This is a genomic window from Streptomyces ureilyticus, from assembly GCF_011045025.1.
Taxonomy (GTDB): domain Bacteria; phylum Actinomycetota; class Actinomycetes; order Streptomycetales; family Streptomycetaceae; genus Streptomyces; species Streptomyces ureilyticus.
Genome location: NZ_JAAKZX010000011.1, coordinates 70,076 through 89,106, shown reverse-complemented (window position 1 = coordinate 89,106; position 19,031 = coordinate 70,076). Strand labels below are relative to the sequence as shown.

Below are 19,031 nucleotides of genomic sequence, written 5' to 3'. Positions count from 1 at the left end.
TCCTCGTCTCGCACGGGAGTAGCGGTCCGTGGATTCAGTCTAGAGCGGGTGGAGCCGGTTGCCACCGGTGTGTGCCGGTCAGGCGCGTGCTCGTTGGGCGACCGCGATGCAGACCAGTACGGCCGCGGCGGCCAGGGGTGCGGCGGGTGTGAGCTGCTCACCGAGGAGCAGCACCGACCACACCAGTGTGAGCAGGGGCTGAGCCAGCTGCAACTGGCTGGCCTTCGGGATGCCGATCGCCGCCATGCCCCGGTACCACACCACCAGACCCAGGAACTGTGAGCCGACCGCGACCCAGAGCAGCCCGGTCACGCTGTGCGCCGTCAGCTGTACGGGCTCGTGCGCGAGCGCCACCGCGGCCGCCGGAACCGTGAGCGGCAGGCACAGCATCAGAGCCCAGCCGATGACGTGCCAGCCGGGCATCACACGGGCCAGCCGGCCGCCCTCCGTGTAACCGGCCGCGCAGACCAGCAGCGCCCCGAAGAGATACGCGTCCGCGCTGGTCAGAGCGCCGCCGCTCTGTGTCACGGTGAACGCGATCACCACGGCGGAGCCCGCGAGCGCCGCCGCCCAGAAGGCACGGGAGGGGCGGGAACCCACGCGCAGGGCCGAGAACAGCGCGGTGGTCACGGGGAGCAGGCCGACCACGACGGCGGCGTGGGCGGTGGTCGAGGTCTCCAGGGCGAGGGTGGTGAGCATGGGGAAGCCGAGTACGACTCCGGCGGCCACGACGGACAGGCCCGGCCAGTGGCGGCGGGCGGGCAGCGGTACGCGCAGCGCGAGCAGACAGGCACCGGCGATGATCGCGGCGAGGACGCTCCGCGTGGCTACGAGCGACCAGGGGCCGAAGCCCTCGAGGCCCCAGGCGGTGGCGGGGAAGGTGAGGGAGAAGGCGGTGACTCCCAGGGCGGCCAGGAGGAGGCCGCGGGGTGACAGCTGTGGGCCTTCACTGGCCGGCGGTCGGGTCCGGGCGGCGGGGACCGCTACTGGTGTGGGCGTAGTAGCGCTACTCTGTGCTCTCATGCAAGAGCGTAGCAGTGTGGGTGATCTGGCGAGTCAACTGAGAAGGGAGCTGGACCGCTACTCTCCAGGTGGAAAGCTGCCGTCGAGCCGGGCTCTCGTCGAGCGGTTCCGGGTGAGCCCGGTGACCGTGTCGCGGGCATTGGCGCAGCTGGCCGCCGAGGGGCTGGTGGTCACGCGGCCCGGGGCGGGCGCGTTCCGGGCCCGGCCGCGTCGCGACGGGCCCGTCGCGGGGGACACCTCCTGGCAGGAGGTCGCGCTCACCGCGGACGCCGCCGCCGAACTCGTGCCGCGAACCGTCGACGCCTCCGGAGTGCTGGTCACGCTGGCCGCTCCGCCGCCCGGAGTCATCGAGTTCAACGGCGGCTATCTGCACCCTTCGCTGCAGCCGGAGCGGGCGATGGCCGCCGCGCTGGCCCGGGCGGGCCGTCGCCCCGGCGCCTGGGGGCGCCCGCCCATGGACGGGCTGCCGGAGCTGCGCGAGTGGTTCGCGCGGGGCATCGGCGGCGCGATCACCGCCGCCGAGGTACTGATCACGGCAGGCGGCCAGTCCGCGCTGACCACCGCCCTGCACGCCCTCGCCCCGCCCGGCGCACCGGTGCTCGTCGAATCGCCCACGTATCCCGGCATGCTGGCGATCGCCAGAGCGGCCGGGCTCCGCCCCGTACCCGTGCCGGTCGATGCCGACGGTGTACGCCCCAACCTGCTCGCCGACGCGTTCCGGGCGACCGGCGCCCGCGTCTTCGTCTGCCAGCCGCTGTTCCAGAACCCGACCGGTGCCGTGCTCGCGCCCGAGCGGCGCGGTGAGGTGCTGCGGATCGTGCGCGAGGCCGGCGCGTTCGTCGTGGAGGACGACTTCGTACGGCGTCTCGTGCACGAGGACGCGGGGCCGTTGCCGCGTCCGCTGGCCTCGGACGATCCCGACGGAGTCGTCGTGCACGTGTGCTCGCTGACCAAGGCGACCTCGCCGAGCTTCCGGGTGAGCGCGCTCGCCGCCCGCGGGCCCGTACTGGAACGGCTGCGGGCCATCCAGGTCGTCGACACCTTCTTCGTGCCGCGCCCGCTCCAGGAGGCGTCCCTGGAACTCGTCGGCTCGCCCGCCTGGCCCCGTCATCTGCGGGCGGTCGCCGGGGAGTTGAAGAACCGCCGAGACACGATGACGGCCGCGCTGCGGCTGCACCTGCCCGAGTTCGCCCTCCCGCACATCCCTGCCGGCGGCTACCACTTGTGGCTCCCCCTCCCCGACGGCACGGACGAGACGACGCTGGCCGCCACCGCCCTGCGCGCGGGCGTGGCCATCACCCCGGGGCGCCCCTACTTCAGCGCCGAACCGGCCGCCGCCCACCTGAGGCTGAGTTTCGCGGCGGTGGCGAGTACCGCCGAGATCGAGGAGGGCGTACGCAGGCTGCGCACGGCCTTCGAGCAAGGGGCTGCACACCCCGGGTAACTCCTGAGTAACGTCTCTTGCCATTGGCACTTCTGCGGCCCACCATCGCCGCATGCAGCTTCGGGTCACGTTCGTCGCCGCCGCGCGCAGCTCGCCATTGCTCGCCGAGCGGTTCGGGGACGACCGGCCCCTCGACCAGGAGGGCTGGGACGAAGTGCAGCGCGCGGCGCCGTTGCTGCTGCCGTTGGCGGCAGCCGAGTTGCGGTACTGCTCGCCGACGCCGCGCAGCCGGGCCACCGGGGACGCCCTCGGTTACACCCCGCTCGTCCAACTCGCCCTGCGGGACTGCGACATGGGCCGCTGGCAGGGCTTCACGCTCGGCGAGGCGATGGCCCGCGAGCCCGGTGCCGTGGACGCGTGGCTCGCCGATCCCGGCTCCGCCCCGCACGGCGGCGAGTCATTGCTGGCCTTCATCCAGCGGGTGGGCGGCTGGCTCGACACCCGGCCGACCGACGGCGGCGTCAAGATCGTCGCTGTGGCAGAGCCGGCGGTCGTACGCGCCGCGCTCGTGTACGCGCTGAAAGCGCCCCCGTCGACGTACTGGAATATCGACGTCCGCCCCCTGTCGACGGTCACGCTGATGGGCCGGGCGGGGCGCTGGAACCTTCGCCTTGAAGGTCAGCCCTCGCGCGTGTAGTCCGTCGTCAGCGTCAAGTCCTTGGCCGGGCCGCCGAGTTGCCACACCGTCCGCCAGTGGTTCGCGTCGTGCACGGTGAACTCGCCCCGGTAGTGGTCCGCGGCGCACGGGTGCTCGGCGGTGTGCCGGCCGGAGGCCAGGTCCAGGTCGTGGAAGGGGCGGCCGTCGGCGAACCGTACGTCGGCGCGGCTCGGTGTGCTGCCCGGCAGGAACCGCAGGGTTCGCTCGGCGGGGCGGGCGACGCCCTGCCAGACGAAGGTGCCGGACTCGTGGTGGAGCAGGCCGCCCGCTTCGAGCGGTTCGAACGCCGTCGTGCCGCTGAAGGTCCCCTCCGCCCCGCTCGCGTGGTCCCGTACGGAACGCTCCACGCGCCAACTCCCCGCCAGGTACGCCAACACGTCGGCCACCGGCCAGAAGTCGTCCATGACCTTCCGCCTCTCTGACGTGTCCTGTGCAAACCATTGACGCACTCAAGCCCCCTCCCTATCTTGCCGTTCGAAGTCTTGATCATCGTCCGATATTTCGAACCACACATCGATTTCTGACCACCGACACCAGAGCCGCGGAGTATCCATGTCACGCACCCGCACCCGCTGGAGACTCGCCCTGACGGCCACCGGCATCATGGCCGCCTCGCTCCTCGTCCCCGCCGCCCCGGGGAACGCCGCCGACGAGGACACCACCGACTACGCGATCACCGTCGACCCGAAGACCAAGGGCGCGAAGATCGACGACACGATGTACGGCGTCTTCTTCGAGGACATCAACCGGGCCGCGGACGGCGGCCTGTATGCGGAGCTCGTACAGAACCGGTCGTTCGAGTACTCGACGGCCGACCACGCCTCATACACGCCCCTCACCTCCTGGGCCACCACGGGCACCGCGAAGACCGTGAACGACGAGGGCCGCCTCCACGAACGCAACCGCACCTACCTCTCCCTGGACGGCGGCTCGTCGGTCACCAACTCCGGTTACAACACCGGGATTTCGGTCGAGAAGGGCAAGGTCTACAACTTCTCGGTCTGGGCCCGCGCCGACCAGGCCTCCGCCCTCACCGTGGCCCTGGCGGACGCCGACGGTGCGCTCGCCGAGGCCCGGCGGGTCACCGCGCGTGGCGGCTGGGCGAAGTACACGGCGAAGTTCACCGCGAGCCGCACCAGCACGACCGGCCGCCTCACGGTCGCCGCCGCAAGCCCCGTAGCGCTGGACATGATCTCGCTCCTGCCGCGCGACACCTACAAGGGCCACGGCCTGCGCAAGGACCTCGCCGAGAAGATCGCCGCGCTCGACCCGTCCTTCGTGCGCTTCCCGGGCGGCTGTCTGGTCAACACCGGCAGCATGGAGGGATACGACGAGGCCTCCGGCTGGCAGCGCAAGCGCTCGTACCAGTGGAAGGACACCATCGGCCCGGTCGAGCAGCGCGCGACGAACGCCAACTTCTGGGGTTACAACCAGAGTTACGGCCTCGGCTACTACGAGTACTTCCAGTTCTCCGAGGATATCGGCGCCATGCCGCTGCCCGTCGTCCCCGCCCTCGTCACCGGCTGCGGCCAGAACAAGGCCACGGATGACGACGCTCTGCTGAAGCGGCACATCCAGGACACGCTCGATCTCATCGAGTTCGCCAGCGGCCCCGTGACCAGCGAGTGGGGCAAGAAGCGGGCGAAGATGGGCCACCCGAAGCCCTTCAACCTCACCCACCTCGGGGTCGGCAACGAGGAGAACCTGCCGAACGAGTTCTTCGAACGGTTCAAGCAGTTCCGCGCCGCCATCGAGGCGAAGTACCCGGACATCACCGTCATCTCCAACTCCGGCCCGGACGACAGCGGTTCGACCTTCGACACCGCCTGGAAGCTCAACCGCGAGGGCAACGTCGACATGGTCGACGAGCACTACTACAACAGCCCGCAGTGGTTCCTGCAGAACAACGACCGCTACGACTCGTACGACAGGAAGGGCCCCAAGGTCTTCCTCGGCGAGTACGCCTCCCAGGGCAACGCCTTCAAGAACGCCCTCTCCGAAGCCGCGTTCATGACCGGCCTGGAGCGCAACGCGGACATCGTGAAGCTCGCCTCGTACGCCCCGCTGCTCGCCAACGAGGACTACGTGCAGTGGCGTCCCGACATGATCTGGTTCAACAACCACGCCTCCTGGAACTCGGCCAGCTACGAGGTCCAGAAGCTGTTCATGCGCAACGTCGGCGACCGGGTCGTGCCCTCCAAGGCGACCGGTACGCCCTCGGTGAGCGGCCCGATCTCGGGTGCGGTCGGACTGTCGACCTGGGCGACGAGTGCCGCGTACGACGATGTGAAGGTGACTGCGGCGGACGGCTCGGCGCTGCTGACCGACGACTTCTCCGGTGACGCCTCGAAGTGGACGCACACCGGCGGCGGCAGTTGGACCGTCCAGGACGGGCAGTACGTGCAGACCGACGAGGCCGCCGAGAACACCATGGTGTCGGCGGGCGACCCGGCCTGGCACGACTACGACCTGCACGTGAAGGCCACCAAGAAGTCCGGCAAGGAGGGCTTCCTCGTCGCCTTCGGCGTCAAGGACACCGGCAACTACTACTGGTGGAACCTGGGCGGCTGGAACAACACCCAGTCCGCCGTCGAACAGGCCTCGGACGGCGGCAAGTCGACGCTCATCTCCAAGGCGGGATCGATCGAGACGGGCCGCGCGTACGACGTCGACATCAAGGTCCGCGGCCGTCAGGTGACCCTCTTCCTCGACGGCAAGGAGTGGGGCAGCTTTAAGGACGACAAGCCGGCCGAGCCGTTCCGCCAGGTCGTCACGCGGGACGCGAAGACCGGCGACGTGATCGTCAAGGTCGTCAACGCCCAGTCCGCTGACGCCCGTACGGCGATCGACCTCGGCGGCCTGAAGACGTCGAAGAAGGCCGCCGTGACGACGCTGAAGGCGGCGCCCGACGCGGTCAACTCCGAGACGGAGACGCCTGTTGCCCCGGTGGGGTCCACCTTCGAGGGGGTGAGCAGCAAGTTCACGTACACCTTCCCGGGGAACTCGGTCACGTTCCTGAGGATCAAGGAGAGGTGATCCGAACGGTTCGGCAGGTTTGGATGAGGTGATCGGGCGGGCGGCTCGGGCGTAGTTCGGTGCCTGGGCCGCCCGTACGTCCTCAAGTGCGCAAACCGGGTGCCGAGAAAAGGTGTTGCGCATCTCTGCCCACCGGGTACCTGCCGCTTCACCGGCGACCTCTGCAAGCCGGCCTTGCCCTCGGCATGATCGAAACCTGGCGGTCGCGTATCTCATTCACCCCGAGCACGGAGGCACCGGCATCGTGCCAGGCCGCGATGTCGTACGCCGCCAGCGGGAACGCAACACCGAGCGCAGGGGTTGTGAACTGCTGGCGGTTGACTGCGCACGGGTGTGCTCGTGTGCACATGAGTGAGTGTCCGGGCTGCGGCACGTGCGACTGCATGGGCGAGAACGAAGGTTCCTGTGTCGAATGCGTGACCTTTGCCAGTGGTGGTCGTTGAACGTGGTGAGGGGTTTTTCGGCCAGCGCGGGGACGAGGGTGGAGGAATGGGTGGGCTGCGGGTGATGGCGGCACCGTTTGTCGCCCTGGGGCCGTCCGGTGTGGCGGTTCGCGACCGGCTCAAGCACCTGACTGCCGGGGATGAGTACATACTGCGTCTGGTCGGTGACCATCTGGGCACGCTCGCCTCCCGGGATCTGAAGGCGCGGTGCGCGGCCGGGCTGGACCACGACACCGAGCAGTGGGCCGCGCGCAAGCGTGCCCTCACGAGAAGGGCTCCAAGCGGGCTCCGGGCGGCTACCGCAGCAGGCAAGAGTGGCATGCGAAGTCCCGCCGTCTGCACGTGCTCGCCGACCGGCTTCAGGCGGCGCGCGCGGACTGGGAGGCCGGAATCGTGCGTGTGGTGCGCGGCGGCCGACGGCTGCTGAACACCCGCCACCACCTGGACGCCGGCCAGCTCACCGAGGAGCAGTGGCGCACGCGGTGGCAGGCCGGGCGCCGGTTCCTTGAGACCGACGGCGAGTCCGGCAAGCGGTACGGCAACGAGACCATCCGCGTCACCCTCGACGGCGAGGTCTCCCTCAAACTCCCTGCGCCGCTGGCGCACCTGGCGAACGCCCCGCACGGCCGGTACGTGCTCACCGCCCGCGTGGCATTCGCGCACCGGGGCGAGCAGTGGGCCGACCGCGTCACCGTCAACCGAGCCGTCGCCTACCGCATCCACGAAGACGTGGAGCGCCGACGCTGGTACCTCACCGCGTCGTGGACGATCCCACCGGTCCAGACCGTGCCTCTGACGGTTGCCCGCACGAACGGGCTGGTCGGCGTCGACACCAACGCCGACCACCTGGCTGCCTGGCGCCTCGACGAACACGGCAACCCCGTCGGCGAGCCCTTCCGGTTCGGCTTCGACCTGTCCGGCACCGCCCAATACCGGGATACCCAGGTGCGGCACGCGCTGATCCGCCTGCTGCACTGGGCCAGGCGGCACAGCCTGTCCATCGCGATCGAAGACCTCGACTTCACCGCCGAGAAGACCCGAGAGAAGCACGGCCGCCGCAAACGCTTCCGCAACCTCATCTCCGGCATGCCCGTCGGTAAGCTGCGGGCCCGCCTGGTGTCGATGGCGGCCGAACTCGGCATCACCATTGTCGCCGTCGACCCGGCCTACACCAGCAAGTGGGGTGCCCAGCACTGGCAGAAGCCCCTCACCAGCAAGAACCGCACAACAACTCGCCACGACGCAGCGGCCGTGGCGATCGGCAGGCGCGCCCTGGGGCACCCGATCCGGCGACGGACGGCACCGCCCCCTGCTCACCGGAGTGATGAGCAGGGGCATCGGACCGTCCAGGCCCGACTGAACACCCCCGGGCGTGAGGAATCCCGCCCCCACATCCCCGGACCACGGACACGATCCGTGCGCGCTGGATGCGGAGCGAAAGCGGGGGACCAGGACGCCCAACACCGTTCGGTGCGTCCGGCTGGGCATGAGTTCTGGCGACAGGACTCACTTCCGCTCAGTCTTTAGGAACGGTGGTTCGGCAACCGGATGACTGACCGAACTTGGCGGGCTTGCCTGAGTGATCGGCCTGCCCGGCTACTCGCGCACCGTCACCGACACGGACGCCTGGGCCGGGGCGTGCGCCCTGTTGTACGCCCGGACCCAGATCTCGTGGCGACCCGGCCGAAGGTGCAGTGCGGCCGTCAGTCGTCCGGTGGCCGGATCGTAGTGGCAAGGCGTGTATCGGCCGTCCACCTCGACGTCGACGCGCTCCGCGTCCACGCCCGAGAGCGCGTCGGTGATCCGGGCCTCCACACGGACGTCGGGGCCGTCGACCGTGGACCCGTCGGCCGGTGTGAGCCGGTCGACGGAGGGCGCGAGCGGGATCGGCGTTCCGCGCCTGCGGGACCTGCGCTGGATGCGCGAGACGGAGGGCGGGACGGAGCGTTCGCCGTCCGCGGTGGGGACCGTTGCCGCGAAGACCAGCGGGTAGTCCACGCCCCGGCGCACTTCCTCCCCGGCGACGACCGTGAACTCCGCGCTCGTACGGCCCTTGGGCGGCACGGTGATCCGGTCACGCGGCCGGGTAGGCCGTACCGTCCAGCCGCCGAAGGCGCGGCCGGTCAGCTCGATGGTCTGGGGCGTGGCGTTGAAGTTGTAGACGTCGACCGTCATCCGGGTCGTGGTGGACAGCCGGTAGCCGAGAGGCGGTTCGGCGTCGCCGTCGGCCTTGTTCGGGGCGGCGTTGGCGAGGTCGAACCGCTGGCTGAGCACGATGTGCTCGGCGACTGACAGGTTCCGGGTGGCGGGACGGGAGTCCGGGTCCTCCTCCGGCAGCACTTCCCGTATGCCCTCTTGTACGACATAGACCGGGTCCTGCGAGACCTTCACCCGCCCCTCGGGCCCGACGGCCCCCACGCGGCGGCCCATGATGTCGTACACCTCGGCCGTCACCCCGGACAGCACCGGAATCTCCACCTCCGACACCGCCTCCGCCGCCGGTCCCCAGGCCACCGTGACCCGCCGTCCCGACCCTGCCGCGAACACGTAGCACGAGTCGGACAGCCGCTCCAGGAAACGCGCCTCGCCAAGCAGCGAGGTGAGCGCGGCGTGGGCGCTGTAGGCGGGCCAGGGCTGGAAGTCGCGGCTGAGCAGCCCGAAGTACACGCCCTCGTCGTGGATCGGCGGCGCGCCGAACCAGAACTGCTTCCCCGTACCGGCCGCCAGGCTCAGCACCGTGGCGCGGACGAGATAGCGGGCCTGGACGGCCTGTTGGGCCGGGGTGAGATCCTTGCCGGGCCGCGCGTTGAGCATGACTCCGGACTCGGTCATCCACATCGGCTGCCGAGCGGCCCCGTATAGGCGGCGCAACTCCCTTTGTGCTTCGGCCGATTCGGGGACCTCGGGTTCGTCCTGGTCCTTCGGGTCCGGGTAGCCGTGGAAGCCCCAGGCGTCGGCGTAGCGGGCCACGTCGTTCTGCAGCATGAGGATCTGGAAGTAGCTGCCCGCGTCGGCGATGCCGGGCAGCACGGTGACCGTGGCGGACGGACGGGCGTCCGCGATCCCCAGCGCGGCCGCCTTGACGAAGGCCGCGTGCTGGTCGCCGGTGGAACTGGTCGTGTCGACGTCGGGCTCGTTCGACAGTTGGATCGCGTCGGGCGAGGCGGCGGCCAGGTGGGCGGCGTAGCGGTACGCGTCCCGCAGATCGTCGGCCAGCGGCAGCGAGGCCTCCGTCATCGCCCACTCCGGGGCGGTGGTCAGTACGTCGAGCGTGGCGAGCCCGTGGCGATGGAAGGCCCGCCGGACGTTGTCGTACAGCCGCGTGTCGTACGTGCCACGGCGGGGCTCGGCCGCTGGCCAGGACATCCCGTCGCGTACGTGTCCGGCGCCCATGTCCTTCATCGCGGCGGCGAAGGCGTCGAGACGGGAGGGCGGGACGAGGGAGAAGACGTACGTGTTGACGCCGAATCGGTTGGCGGGGCCGGTGACGGGCCGCCGCTCGGGCAGCCGGGCGAAGCAACCGGTGATGCCTGGGGCTGTCATCCGGTAGTGGCCCGGGGGCAGTTGGCGTAGTGCCGGGAGCGCGATCGATGCCTGTGCCTGGCCGGCCGGGATGGTCACCTGCCCTCGCGCGACCTCGTTGCCGAAATAGTCGGTGACGGTGAAAGGCAGCGTGCGGGGCCGTTGCGTGCGCGCTTCCAGGACGAAGGTCAGTTGCGGCAGTTGGGGCTCGTCGCCCCGGTACGTACCCAGGTTGCGGGCCGGATCCCCGAGGTGGACGCCGAGCGGCGCGACGCGGGCGACGGGCGTCAGCGTAAAGCGGTCGAGCAGGAAGCGGTAACCGGGGGAGTCGGCCAGCACGGTCGGCTCGTCGACGACGAAGGTGATCGTGTTCCGGCCGCGCTCCAACTCGACGACGCCCAGGGCGAGTTCGGAGAGATCGCCCCACGCGGGCACGGATTCGTACCAGTACGGCTGCGAGCGCGCGACCGGCATGAGGGGACCGTCGCCCACCGCGAGCTTGAAGTAGCAGCCGATCTCCTCGATGTGCGGCTGCTCGACCGGGACCGTGGCCACCGCCATCAGCCGGTACGGCCCTGCGGCGGGAACATCGACCTCGTACGTCGCGTACCAGCCCTGTCCCGGGGGAGGCTGAGGGGTCGCCAGGGCCAGTAATGCGCCGCCCGAGGCCCGGCGGTCCCGGGCCGTCGGGATGTTGGTACGAACGGCCGACTCGCCCTGCACGGTGATCGCCGCCTTGCGCTCCTTCGGGCCGCGTTCGACCCCCAACGAACCGACCCCCAACGAACCGAGCCCCAAGGAACCGAGCCCCAAGGAACCGAGCCCCAACGCCTGCACCGCCGTTCGCCTGTTCATCGCCATGCGATCCAGCGGACCATGCGGCCGGGGCCGCGGGCGTCGTACGAAGGGAGGGGTCGATCCCTGGGGCTGCTAGGGGGACGCCTCCTTCTGCGGACGGAGAGCAACCCTAGGGAGCGGGCCGCACGACCTGGTGGCCTAGTGCCAGGACTGGAGGGGAACCCTTATCGGGGAGCCGAGGAAAGTCCGCGATAGCCAGGTTCACGTCCGCCATGCACGCCTCGTGCCCGCATTCGCACGCGAACCCGTACACCTTGCTCAGCGCACCCTCCGGAGCCCAGGGCCGGGCGTCGAACTGCTGGTGCTGGGAGACGACGGCTCTGTTGGCGTACCGCAGAAGTCGTCGGCGTTCGGCCGCCGTCGCCGCCACGGGTCCTTCGGCCAGGGCGTCGGCGAACAGTGCCTCGACCTCCGCGACAGTGTCCGCCACGCTCTGACGCCCGTCGACGACCAGCTTGCGTCCGCCGTACTCCTCGACCTGCGTCTCGATCTCCCGCCGCAGCGCCTGATACAGACGGAAGGCGCCCACGCCCGGCGTCATTCCCCGTTCGCCGAGCCGGTCGTGCTGGGCCTCGGCCGTCGGCAGCAGCCATACCGCCCGGCCGGGCGGACCTGTGACGGACGGTGTGACGGGCGTGCCTTCCGCGATGACGAGGGGCGAGGGCGGGAGCGCGCGTACGTCGTCGACGATCATCCGGCCCCGCTCATGATGAAGCGACATCGCGACCATGTCCTCGACCGGTGCCGTCCACCGCTCGGCGCGCGGCATCCGCTCCCACGTGATCGCAGCCGTGTGCCCGGCCGCGATCGCCCGGTCCCGGTGCTCCCACGTATGGGCGTCCGCGTTGTACCAGCGCAGCCCATGCCGCCGCGCGAGCAGCCGGGCCACGGTCGACTTGCCGGCCCCGGGCGGCCCGCCCAACCACGACACCGGAGGTGCCTCGTCCATCTCTCCCCTCCCCGCGATCACTGAGTGATTCTGCGGAGTCTTTCGCAGAAGCAGGGGCCCTGGCGGTCGGCACACACCCGAATGGATTGCATAAACGTGCGGACAAACGTATAGTCATGCCGTCTAGGAGGAGGGTTCCATGGCGGTACGTGCGGCGGTGGCCGGAGCGAGTGGGTACGCGGGCGGGGAACTGCTGCGGCTGCTCCTGGTGCATCCCGAGGTCGAGATCGGTGCTCTGACCGGCAACTCCAACGCCGGGCAGCGGCTCGGCGCGCTGCAGCCGCATCTGCTGCCGCTCGCTGATCGTGTGCTCCAGGAGACCAGCGCTGACGTCCTCGCCGGGCACGGTGTCGTCTTCCTCGCCCTGCCTCATGGCCAGTCCGCCGCCGTTGCCGAGCAGCTCGGTCCGGATGTTCTCGTCGTGGACATGGGGGCCGACTTCCGGCTCAAGGACGCGGGGGACTGGGAGAAGTTCTACGGTTCCGAGCATGCCGGGACCTGGCCCTACGGGCTTCCCGAACTGCCGGGTGGCCGCGCCGCGCTGGAGGGGTCCAAGCGCATCGCGGTACCCGGCTGCTACCCGACCGCCGCCTCGCTCGCGCTCGTTCCCGCGTACGCGGCCGGGCTCGCCGAACCCGAAGCCGTGATCGTCGCCGCATCCGGGACCTCCGGCGCGGGCAAGTCGCCCAAGCCGCACCTGTTGGGCAGCGAAGTCATGGGGTCCATGTCGCCGTACGGCGTCGGTGGCGTCCACCGGCACACCCCCGAGATGATCCAGAACCTCGGTGCGGCAGCCGGTGAGCCCGTCACCGTGTCCTTCACGCCGACCCTCGCCCCCATGCCGCGCGGCATCCTCGCCACGTGCACCGCGAAGGCCCGGGACGGCGTCACCGCCGAGTCCGTGCGCGCCGCGTACGAGAAGGCGTACGGCGACGAGCCCTTCGTACATCTGCTGCCGGAGGGGCAGTGGCCCGCGACCGCGTCCGTCTACGGTTCCAACGCCGTTCAGATCCAGGTCGCGTACGACGCCGCCGCGCACCGCATCATCGCGATCAGCGCCATCGACAACCTCACCAAGGGCACCGCGGGCGGCGCGGTGCAGAGCATGAACATCGCCCTCGGGCTGCCCGAGGACACGGGTCTTTCCACGATCGGAGTCGCACCGTGAGCGTCACCGCTGCCAAGGGCTTCACAGCCTCCGGCATCGCAGCAGGCATCAAAGAGAACGGCAACCCGGACCTGGCCCTCGTGGTCAACAACGGGCCCCGTCTGGCCGCCGCGGGCGTCTTCACCTCCAACCGTGTGAAAGCCGCGCCCGTGCTGTGGTCCGAGCAGGTCCTCAAGGGCGGCCTCGTCTCCGCCGTCGTCCTCAACTCCGGTGGCGCCAACGCCTGTACGGGGCCCAAGGGCTTCCAGGACACACACGCCACCGCCGAGAAGGTCGCCGAGGTTCTGGGGCACAATGCCGGGGAGGTCGCCGTCGCCTCCACCGGCCTCATCGGCCTGCTGCTCCCGATGGACAAGCTGCTGCCCGGGGTTGTGGCAGCCGCTCAGCAACTCACCGAGCACGGCGGCGAGAAGGCCGCCATCGCCATCAAGACCACCGACAGCGTCCACAAGACGTCCGTCGTGACGAAGGACGGCTGGACCGTCGGCGGCATGGCCAAGGGCGCGGGCATGCTCGCTCCCGGACTCGCCACCATGCTCGTCGTCCTCACCACGGACGCCGACGTCGAGAGCGACGTACTGGACATGGCACTGCGGGCGGCCACGCGTACGACCTTCGACCGCGTCGACTCCGACGGCTGCATGTCCACCAATGACACCGTGCTGCTGCTCGCCTCCGGAGCCTCCCAAGCCGCTCCGGAATACGCCGAGTTCGCCGAGGCCGTACGCGCCGTCTGTGACGACCTCGGGCAGCAGCTCATCCGGGACGCCGAGGGCGCCAGCAAGGACATCAAGGTCGAGGTGATCAACGCGGCGAGCGAGGACGACGCCGTCGAGGTGGGCCGTTCCATCGCCCGCAACAACCTCCTCAAGTGCGCGATCCACGGCGAGGACCCCAACTGGGGCCGCGTGCTCTCCGCCATCGGCACGACCCAAGCGGCCTTCGAGCCCGACCAGTTGAACGTCGCCATCAACGGCGTATGGGTCTGCGAGAACGGCGGCGTCGGCGACGACCGCGACAAGGTCGACATGCGCTACCGCGAGGTCCACATCGTCGCGGACCTCGCGGCAGGCCAGGAGACCGCCACGATCTGGACCAACGACCTCACCGCGGACTACGTCCACGAGAACAGCGCGTATTCGTCATGAGCACTACTCGTAAGCACACCGCCCTGCCCAAGGCCCAGATCCTCATCGAGGCGCTGCCCTGGCTGGTGCGGCACAACGGCAAGACCGTCGTCATCAAGTTCGGCGGCAACGCCATGATCGACGAAGAGCTGAAGGCCGCGTTCGCGCAGGACGTCGTGTTCCTGCACCACGCCGGCCTCAAGCCCGTCGTCGTGCACGGCGGCGGACCGCAGATCAGCGCGGCGCTGGACCGGCACGGCATCGTCAGCGAGTTCAAGGCGGGCCTGAGGGTCACCACCGAGGACGCCATGGACGTCGTACGCATGGTCCTGGCCGGACAGGTGCAACGCGAGCTGGTCGGGCTGCTCAACCAGCACGGGCCGCTCGCCGTCGGGCTCACCGGCGAGGACGCGCACACCATCACCGCCACCAAGCACCAGCCCGAGATCGACGGGGAGTTGGTCGACATCGGGCGGGTCGGCGAGATCACCGCAATCGACACAGGCGCGATCGAGGCGCTGCTCCAGGACGGCAGGATCCCGGTCATCTCCTCGATCGCCCGTTCCCAGGACGACGGACATGTCTACAACGTCAATGCTGATACGGCGGCTGCGGCACTCGCTGCGGCACTTGGCGCCGAAACCCTCATGGTCCTCACGGACGTCGAGGGCCTCTACGAGGACTGGCCGAACTCCGACGAGGTGATCAGCCGCCTCACCGCGAAGCAGCTGGAGAAGCTGCTGCCCGAGCTGGCCAGCGGCATGGTCCCGAAGATGGAGGGCTGTCTGCACGCCGTACGCAATGGCGTGCACACCGCCCGCGTGATCGACGGGCGCGTCCAGCACTCGATCCTGCTGGAGATCTTCACCGACGAGGGCATCGGCACGATGGTCGTGCCGGACGAGGACGACAAGAAAAAGGGGGACGCGGCGTGACCGGCAATGAGCGGCTGACCACGCGCTGGCAGGGCGCGCTCATGGACAACTACGGCACCCCAAGGCTGCCCCTCGTCCGCGGCGAGGGCACCAAACTCTGGGACGCCGATGGCAAGGAGTACCTCGACTTCGTCGGCGGGATCGCGGTGAACGCGCTCGGCCATGCCCATCCCGCGATCGTCGAGGCCGTCAGCAAGCAGATCGCGTCCCTCGGGCATGTCTCCAACCTCTTCGTCGCCGAGCCGCCGGTCGCGCTCGCCGAACGGCTGCTCCAGCTCTTCGGGCGCGACGGCCGCGTGTATTTCTGCAACTCGGGGGCCGAGGCCAATGAGGGTGCCTTCAAGATCGGGCGGCTGACCGGGCGTTCGCACATGGTCGCCACGCAGGGCGGCTTCCACGGCCGGACCATGGGCGCACTCGCGCTGACCGGGCAGCCGGGCAAGCAGGAGCCGTTCCTGCCGCTGCCGGGTGACGTCACGCATGTCCCGTACGGCGACGCGAAGGCGCTGGCCGCCGCGGTCACCGAGGACACGGCACTGGTGATCGTCGAGCCGGTCCAGGGCGAGAACGGCGTGGTCGTACCGCCCCCCGGCTACCTCAAGGCGGTCCGCGCCATCACCGCCGCCACCGGCACCCTCCTGGTCCTCGACGAGGTGCAGACGGGCGTCGGACGGACCGGGCACTGGTTCGAGTACCAGGCCCACGAGGGCGTCCTGCCCGACATCGTCACCCTCGCGAAGGGACTCGGCGGGGGACTGCCCCTCGGCGCGACCGTCGCCTTCGGCCGCGCCGCCCAGCTGCTGAAGCCCGGTCACCACGGCACGACCTTCGGCGGGAACCCGGTCGCCTGCGCCGCCGGGCTCGCCGTCCTCGACACCATCGCGGCCGAGGGTCTGCTGGAGAACGTGAAGCGGACGAGCGAGAAGCTGCGGGGCGGGGTGGAGGCGCTGGGCCATCCAATGATCGACTATGTCCGTGGCTCGGGCCTGCTCCTGGGTATCGTGCTCACCGAGCCGCTCGCGCCCCAGGTGCAGCAGGCGGCTCAGGACGCCGGCCTTCTGGTGAACGCGCCCGCCCCCGATGTCGTACGGCTGATGCCGCCGCTGAACATCGGCGACGACGAGGTGGAGGTCTTTCTCCGGGCACTGCCCGGCGTCCTCGACGCAGCGGCCGACGCGGCCGGTGCAGCCAACGGGGACGGACGAGCCAAAGAATGAGACGACGACGATGAGTCAGGCGCAGGATCACGAGCACGCCGGGCCTGCCGTGCCGCAGACCCGCACCGCACGCCACCGCCGGATCGTGGACATCCTCAACCGGCAACCGGTGCGCTCCCAGAGCCAGTTGGCAAAGCTCCTCGCCGACGACGGGCTGACCGTCACGCAGGCGACGCTCTCCCGGGACCTGGATGAGCTGAACGCGGTGAAAATCCGCAACACCGACGGCGATCTCATCTACGCGGTCCCGAGCGAGGGCGGCTTCCGCACCCCGCGCGCACCGCTGGGCGGGTCGGCGAAGGAGGAGCGGATGCGGCGCCTGTCCGCAGAGCTGCTGATCTCCGCGGAGGCGTCGGCGAATCTCGTGGTCCTGCGTACGCCGCCGGGCGCCGCGCAGTTCCTCGCCTCGGCCATCGACCAGGCGGAGCTGCACGACATCCTCGGCACGATCGCGGGTGACGATACGTTGCTGCTGATCAGCCGTGACCCGACGGGCGGTCAGGCGCTGGCCGATCACCTGTTGCGATTGGCTCAGAACAACCATTGAGGCGTACGGGAATTGAGGCGCACCTTTTGCCGGGGTGCGCCCACTCCCGAGTGTTGCGTCTTGGCCGCCGACCGGTTGTGGCTGGTCGCGCGCCCACGCGGCGGAGCCGCACATTGGCACAGCCCCGCGCCCCTTCAGGGCGCTTCAGTCACCCGAGTCGACGAGCCAGCCCGTCCGTGCAGCGGACCTCGTCCCCCGCCGTGACGAGCAGCGCCTCGACGTCCGGCAGGGACTCCAGCCAGCTGAGGGCCTGCCGGGAACCCATCGCGAAGGCTGCCGTCGCCCAGGCGTCCGCCCAGGTGAGCCGGGGGGTCACCACGGTCACGGCCACCAGGTCGGTGACCGCGGACCGGCCGGTTCCGGGGTCCACGATGTGGACGCCGCGCTCGGCGGTACCCGAGGTGGCGACCGCCAGTTCGTCGGTGCCGGCCGCGGAGACGACCGCCGCGAGCGAGCCGGGACGCAGCGGGTCCGAGACACCGACCCGCCAGGGCCGCTCGGGCCCCGGCGTGCCGAGCAACTGCACGTCGCCACCGCCGTTCACGCTGACGCCGCTCACCCCGGCAGCCATCAGATGCCGGGCCGCGCGCTCGACCGACCAGCCCTTCACCAGACCGGTCGGGTCGACGACACCCCCGTACTTCGTGCTGAACCAGCCGTCGCTCAACCGCTCGGCCTCGGCGCACAGTTCGAGGACTTCGGTGACCTCCGGGTCGCACTCCTCGACGGTCAGCTCCTCCCGGCCGAGGCGGGAGATCTGACTGCCCTCCTTATAGGTGCTGAACACGGCGTCCACCACGTGGAGTTGGGCGATCGCCTCCTCCAACGCGGTCTGCACGGCCGCCGCTTCGCCCCCGCGCACGTCGAACGAGACGACCGTGCCCATCACCTCCTCCGCGTGACGCACCGCGGGGGGCGCCTGCGCGGGATCCGCCACCTCAGCCACCGACCTGGTCCAAGGCGTTCTGGAGGGACTTCTTGTAGCCGGCGCTGGTGTAGCTGGCGCCGGAGACGGCGTCGATGTCGGCGCTGCCCGCGGTGACGGCGGCCTGGTTGAGCTTCGGGATCGAGTTGGCGCTGACCTGGTCGCTGCGTCCGCCCTTGGGCTTCTGTACGGCCTCGGCCTTGGTGATCTTGCCGCCGTTGTAGGTGATACGGACCTGGACGGGGCCGTACTGCGTCTCGGCGACGGCGCCGGTCAGCACGCGGGCGTCGGGCGCCACGTCGGCGGACCCACCGCCGCCTCCACCACCGTCATTGCCGGAATCTGCGGACCCGCCGCTGCCGCTGCCACTGCTGCCACTGCCCGAACCGGCCTGGCCGGATCCGGCAGCCGACCCGCCGCCACCGGACTGGGGAGCCTTGTCGAGGGCCGACTGGAGGGACTTCTTGTAGCCGGCGCTGGTGTAGCTGGCGCCGGAGACGGCGTCGATGTCGGCGCTGCCGGCGGTGACGGCGGCCTGGTTGAGCTTGGGGGCGGAGTTGGCGCTGATCTGGTCGCTGCGTCCGCCCTTGGGCATCTGGACGGCTTCAGCCTTGGTGATCTTGTCGCCGGCCATGGTGACACGGACCTGGACCGGGCCGTACTGCGTGTCGACCGCGTCCCCGGTGACCGTCTTCGCCTGAGCCGAGCCGGACGACGAGCCGCCGCCGCCACCGGACTGGGCGGCCTTGTCGAGAGCGGACTGGAGGGACTTCTTGTAGCCGGCGCTGGTGTACGTGGCGCCGGAGACGGCATCGATGTCGGCGCTGCCGGCGGTGACGGCGGCCTGGTTCAGCTTGGGGATCGAGTCGGCGCTGATCTGGTCGCTGCGTCCGCCTTGCGGCTTCTGGACGGCCTCGGCCTTGGTGATCTTTCCGCCGCTCATGGTGACGCGGACCTGGACCGGACCGTACTCGGTCTTGGACGCGGCTCCGGTGACGGCGCCGTCCTGGACGGCCGACTGCTCAGCGCCGCCCTGTGGCGACGCTCCGCCCTGCGCGGATGCGTCCGACGACGGGTCTGACGCCGGTTTCAGCGAGAGGACAAGGACGATCCCGGACACGGTGGCGGCGGTTGCGAGCATGGCACGCCGAATGGGGTGACTCTTCTTCATCGCTCCTG

14 protein-coding genes and 1 pseudogene are annotated in these 19,031 nt (G+C 70.2%); 9 read left to right on the top strand and 6 right to left on the bottom strand.

The genetic code is table 11. The features are described from left to right. Positions 1–78: 78 nt before the first annotated feature. Positions 79–1,023: a DMT family transporter gene (locus G6048_RS05870; RefSeq protein WP_165338358.1), complete on the bottom strand. Its 945-nt coding sequence runs from the start codon at positions 1,021–1,023 to the stop codon at positions 79–81. On the opposite strand from G6048_RS05870, the gene G6048_RS05865 reads away from it, so the two are divergent. Both G6048_RS05865 and G6048_RS05860 read left to right on the top strand, forming a co-directional pair. Beyond that, a complete protein-coding gene (locus G6048_RS05865; protein ID WP_165338357.1) occupies positions 1,022–2,467 on the top strand; it encodes an aminotransferase-like domain-containing protein in 1,446 nt (481 codons plus the stop codon). The genes G6048_RS05870 and G6048_RS05865 overlap by 2 nt on opposite strands. 52 nt (positions 2,468–2,519) lie before the next feature. Further along, on the top strand, positions 2,520–3,104 hold the full coding sequence (locus tag G6048_RS05860) for a histidine phosphatase family protein (protein WP_165338356.1): 585 nt from the start codon (positions 2,520–2,522) through the stop codon (positions 3,102–3,104). On the opposite strand, the gene G6048_RS05855 is transcribed toward G6048_RS05860, so the two are convergent. After that, complete coding sequence (locus tag G6048_RS05855; RefSeq protein ID WP_165338355.1) at positions 3,086–3,529, bottom strand: DUF6314 family protein; 444 nt, start codon at positions 3,527–3,529, stop codon at positions 3,086–3,088. The genes G6048_RS05860 and G6048_RS05855 overlap by 19 nt on opposite strands. A gap of 148 nt (positions 3,530–3,677) precedes the next feature. On the opposite strand from G6048_RS05855, the gene G6048_RS05850 reads away from it, so the two are divergent. Beyond that, positions 3,678–6,161, top strand: coding sequence for an alpha-L-arabinofuranosidase C-terminal domain-containing protein (locus G6048_RS05850; RefSeq protein ID WP_165338354.1), 2,484 nt, complete (start codon positions 3,678–3,680; stop codon positions 6,159–6,161). 489 nt (positions 6,162–6,650) lie between these two features. After that, positions 6,651–8,131: pseudogene (locus G6048_RS05840) on the top strand (hypothetical protein). A gap of 69 nt (positions 8,132–8,200) precedes the next feature. Here G6048_RS05840 and G6048_RS05835 read toward each other — a convergent pair. Together G6048_RS05835 and G6048_RS05830 are read right to left on the bottom strand one after the other, a co-directional pair. Next, positions 8,201–10,981, bottom strand: coding sequence for a glycoside hydrolase 5 family protein (locus tag G6048_RS05835; RefSeq protein WP_165338353.1), 2,781 nt, complete (start codon positions 10,979–10,981; stop codon positions 8,201–8,203). Between the two features lie 112 nt (positions 10,982–11,093). Continuing rightward, the gene (locus tag G6048_RS05830) at positions 11,094–11,933 is read right to left on the bottom strand and encodes a hypothetical protein (protein WP_206341216.1); all 840 of its coding nucleotides are present in this window, start codon (positions 11,931–11,933) and stop codon (positions 11,094–11,096) included. 139 nt (positions 11,934–12,072) lie between these two features. Between G6048_RS05830 and argC the strand changes: the two genes are divergently transcribed. Genes argC through G6048_RS05805 form a run of 5 tightly spaced genes read left to right on the top strand, consistent with a single transcriptional unit; the run spans position 12,073 to position 16,927 of the window. After that, positions 12,073–13,101 carry an N-acetyl-gamma-glutamyl-phosphate reductase gene (gene argC, locus G6048_RS05825; protein ID WP_165338352.1) on the top strand — a complete coding sequence of 343 codons (1,029 nt, stop codon included), beginning with the start codon at positions 12,073–12,075 and terminating at the stop codon, positions 13,099–13,101. After that, a complete protein-coding gene (gene argJ, locus G6048_RS05820; protein ID WP_165338351.1) occupies positions 13,098–14,249 on the top strand; it encodes a bifunctional glutamate N-acetyltransferase/amino-acid acetyltransferase ArgJ in 1,152 nt (383 codons plus the stop codon). Before argC ends, argJ begins: the two co-directional genes overlap by 4 nt. Beyond that, a complete protein-coding gene (gene argB, locus G6048_RS05815) occupies positions 14,246–15,163 on the top strand; it encodes an acetylglutamate kinase (RefSeq protein WP_165338350.1) in 918 nt (305 codons plus the stop codon). Before argJ ends, argB begins: the two co-directional genes overlap by 4 nt. Continuing rightward, positions 15,160–16,380: an acetylornithine transaminase gene (locus G6048_RS05810; RefSeq protein WP_165338349.1), complete on the top strand. Its 1,221-nt coding sequence runs from the start codon at positions 15,160–15,162 to the stop codon at positions 16,378–16,380. The genes argB and G6048_RS05810 overlap by 4 nt, the downstream gene beginning before the upstream one ends. Positions 16,381–16,390: 10 nt before the next feature. Beyond that, positions 16,391–16,927, top strand: a complete 537-nt coding sequence (locus tag G6048_RS05805; RefSeq protein ID WP_165338348.1) for an arginine repressor — start codon at positions 16,391–16,393, stop codon at positions 16,925–16,927. Positions 16,928–17,075: 148 nt separating this feature from the next. On the opposite strand, the gene G6048_RS05800 is transcribed toward G6048_RS05805, so the two are convergent. Together G6048_RS05800 and G6048_RS51295 are read right to left on the bottom strand one after the other, a co-directional pair. After that, positions 17,076–17,864: an FAD:protein FMN transferase gene (locus tag G6048_RS05800; RefSeq protein WP_165338377.1), complete on the bottom strand. Its 789-nt coding sequence runs from the start codon at positions 17,862–17,864 to the stop codon at positions 17,076–17,078. A gap of 1 nt (position 17,865) precedes the next feature. Then, a complete protein-coding gene (locus G6048_RS51295) occupies positions 17,866–19,023 on the bottom strand; it encodes an FMN-binding protein (protein WP_165338347.1) in 1,158 nt (385 codons plus the stop codon). Positions 19,024–19,031: the final 8 nt, after the last annotated feature.

Bases quoted from the DNA above. Each gene is read 5' to 3' on its own strand.
- G6048_RS05865 (WP_165338357.1), top strand. From the start codon at position 1,022: ATGCAAGAGCGTAGCAGTGTGGGTGATCTGGCGAGTCAACTGAGAAGG.
- G6048_RS05870 (WP_165338358.1), bottom strand. From the start codon at position 1,023: ATGAGAGCACAGAGTAGCGCTACTACGCCCACACCAGTAGCGGTCCCC.
- G6048_RS05860 (WP_165338356.1), top strand. From the start codon at position 2,520: ATGCAGCTTCGGGTCACGTTCGTCGCCGCCGCGCGCAGCTCGCCATTG.
- G6048_RS05855 (WP_165338355.1), bottom strand. From the start codon at position 3,529: ATGGACGACTTCTGGCCGGTGGCCGACGTGTTGGCGTACCTGGCGGGG.
- G6048_RS05850 (WP_165338354.1), top strand. From the start codon at position 3,678: ATGTCACGCACCCGCACCCGCTGGAGACTCGCCCTGACGGCCACCGGC.
- G6048_RS05835 (WP_165338353.1), bottom strand. From the start codon at position 10,981: ATGAACAGGCGAACGGCGGTGCAGGCGTTGGGGCTCGGTTCCTTGGGG.
- G6048_RS05830 (WP_206341216.1), bottom strand. From the start codon at position 11,933: ATGGACGAGGCACCTCCGGTGTCGTGGTTGGGCGGGCCGCCCGGGGCC.
- argC (WP_165338352.1), top strand. From the start codon at position 12,073: ATGGCGGTACGTGCGGCGGTGGCCGGAGCGAGTGGGTACGCGGGCGGG.
- argB (WP_165338350.1), top strand. From the start codon at position 14,246: ATGAGCACTACTCGTAAGCACACCGCCCTGCCCAAGGCCCAGATCCTC.
- G6048_RS05805 (WP_165338348.1), top strand. From the start codon at position 16,391: ATGAGTCAGGCGCAGGATCACGAGCACGCCGGGCCTGCCGTGCCGCAG.
- G6048_RS51295 (WP_165338347.1), bottom strand. From the start codon at position 19,023: ATGAAGAAGAGTCACCCCATTCGGCGTGCCATGCTCGCAACCGCCGCC.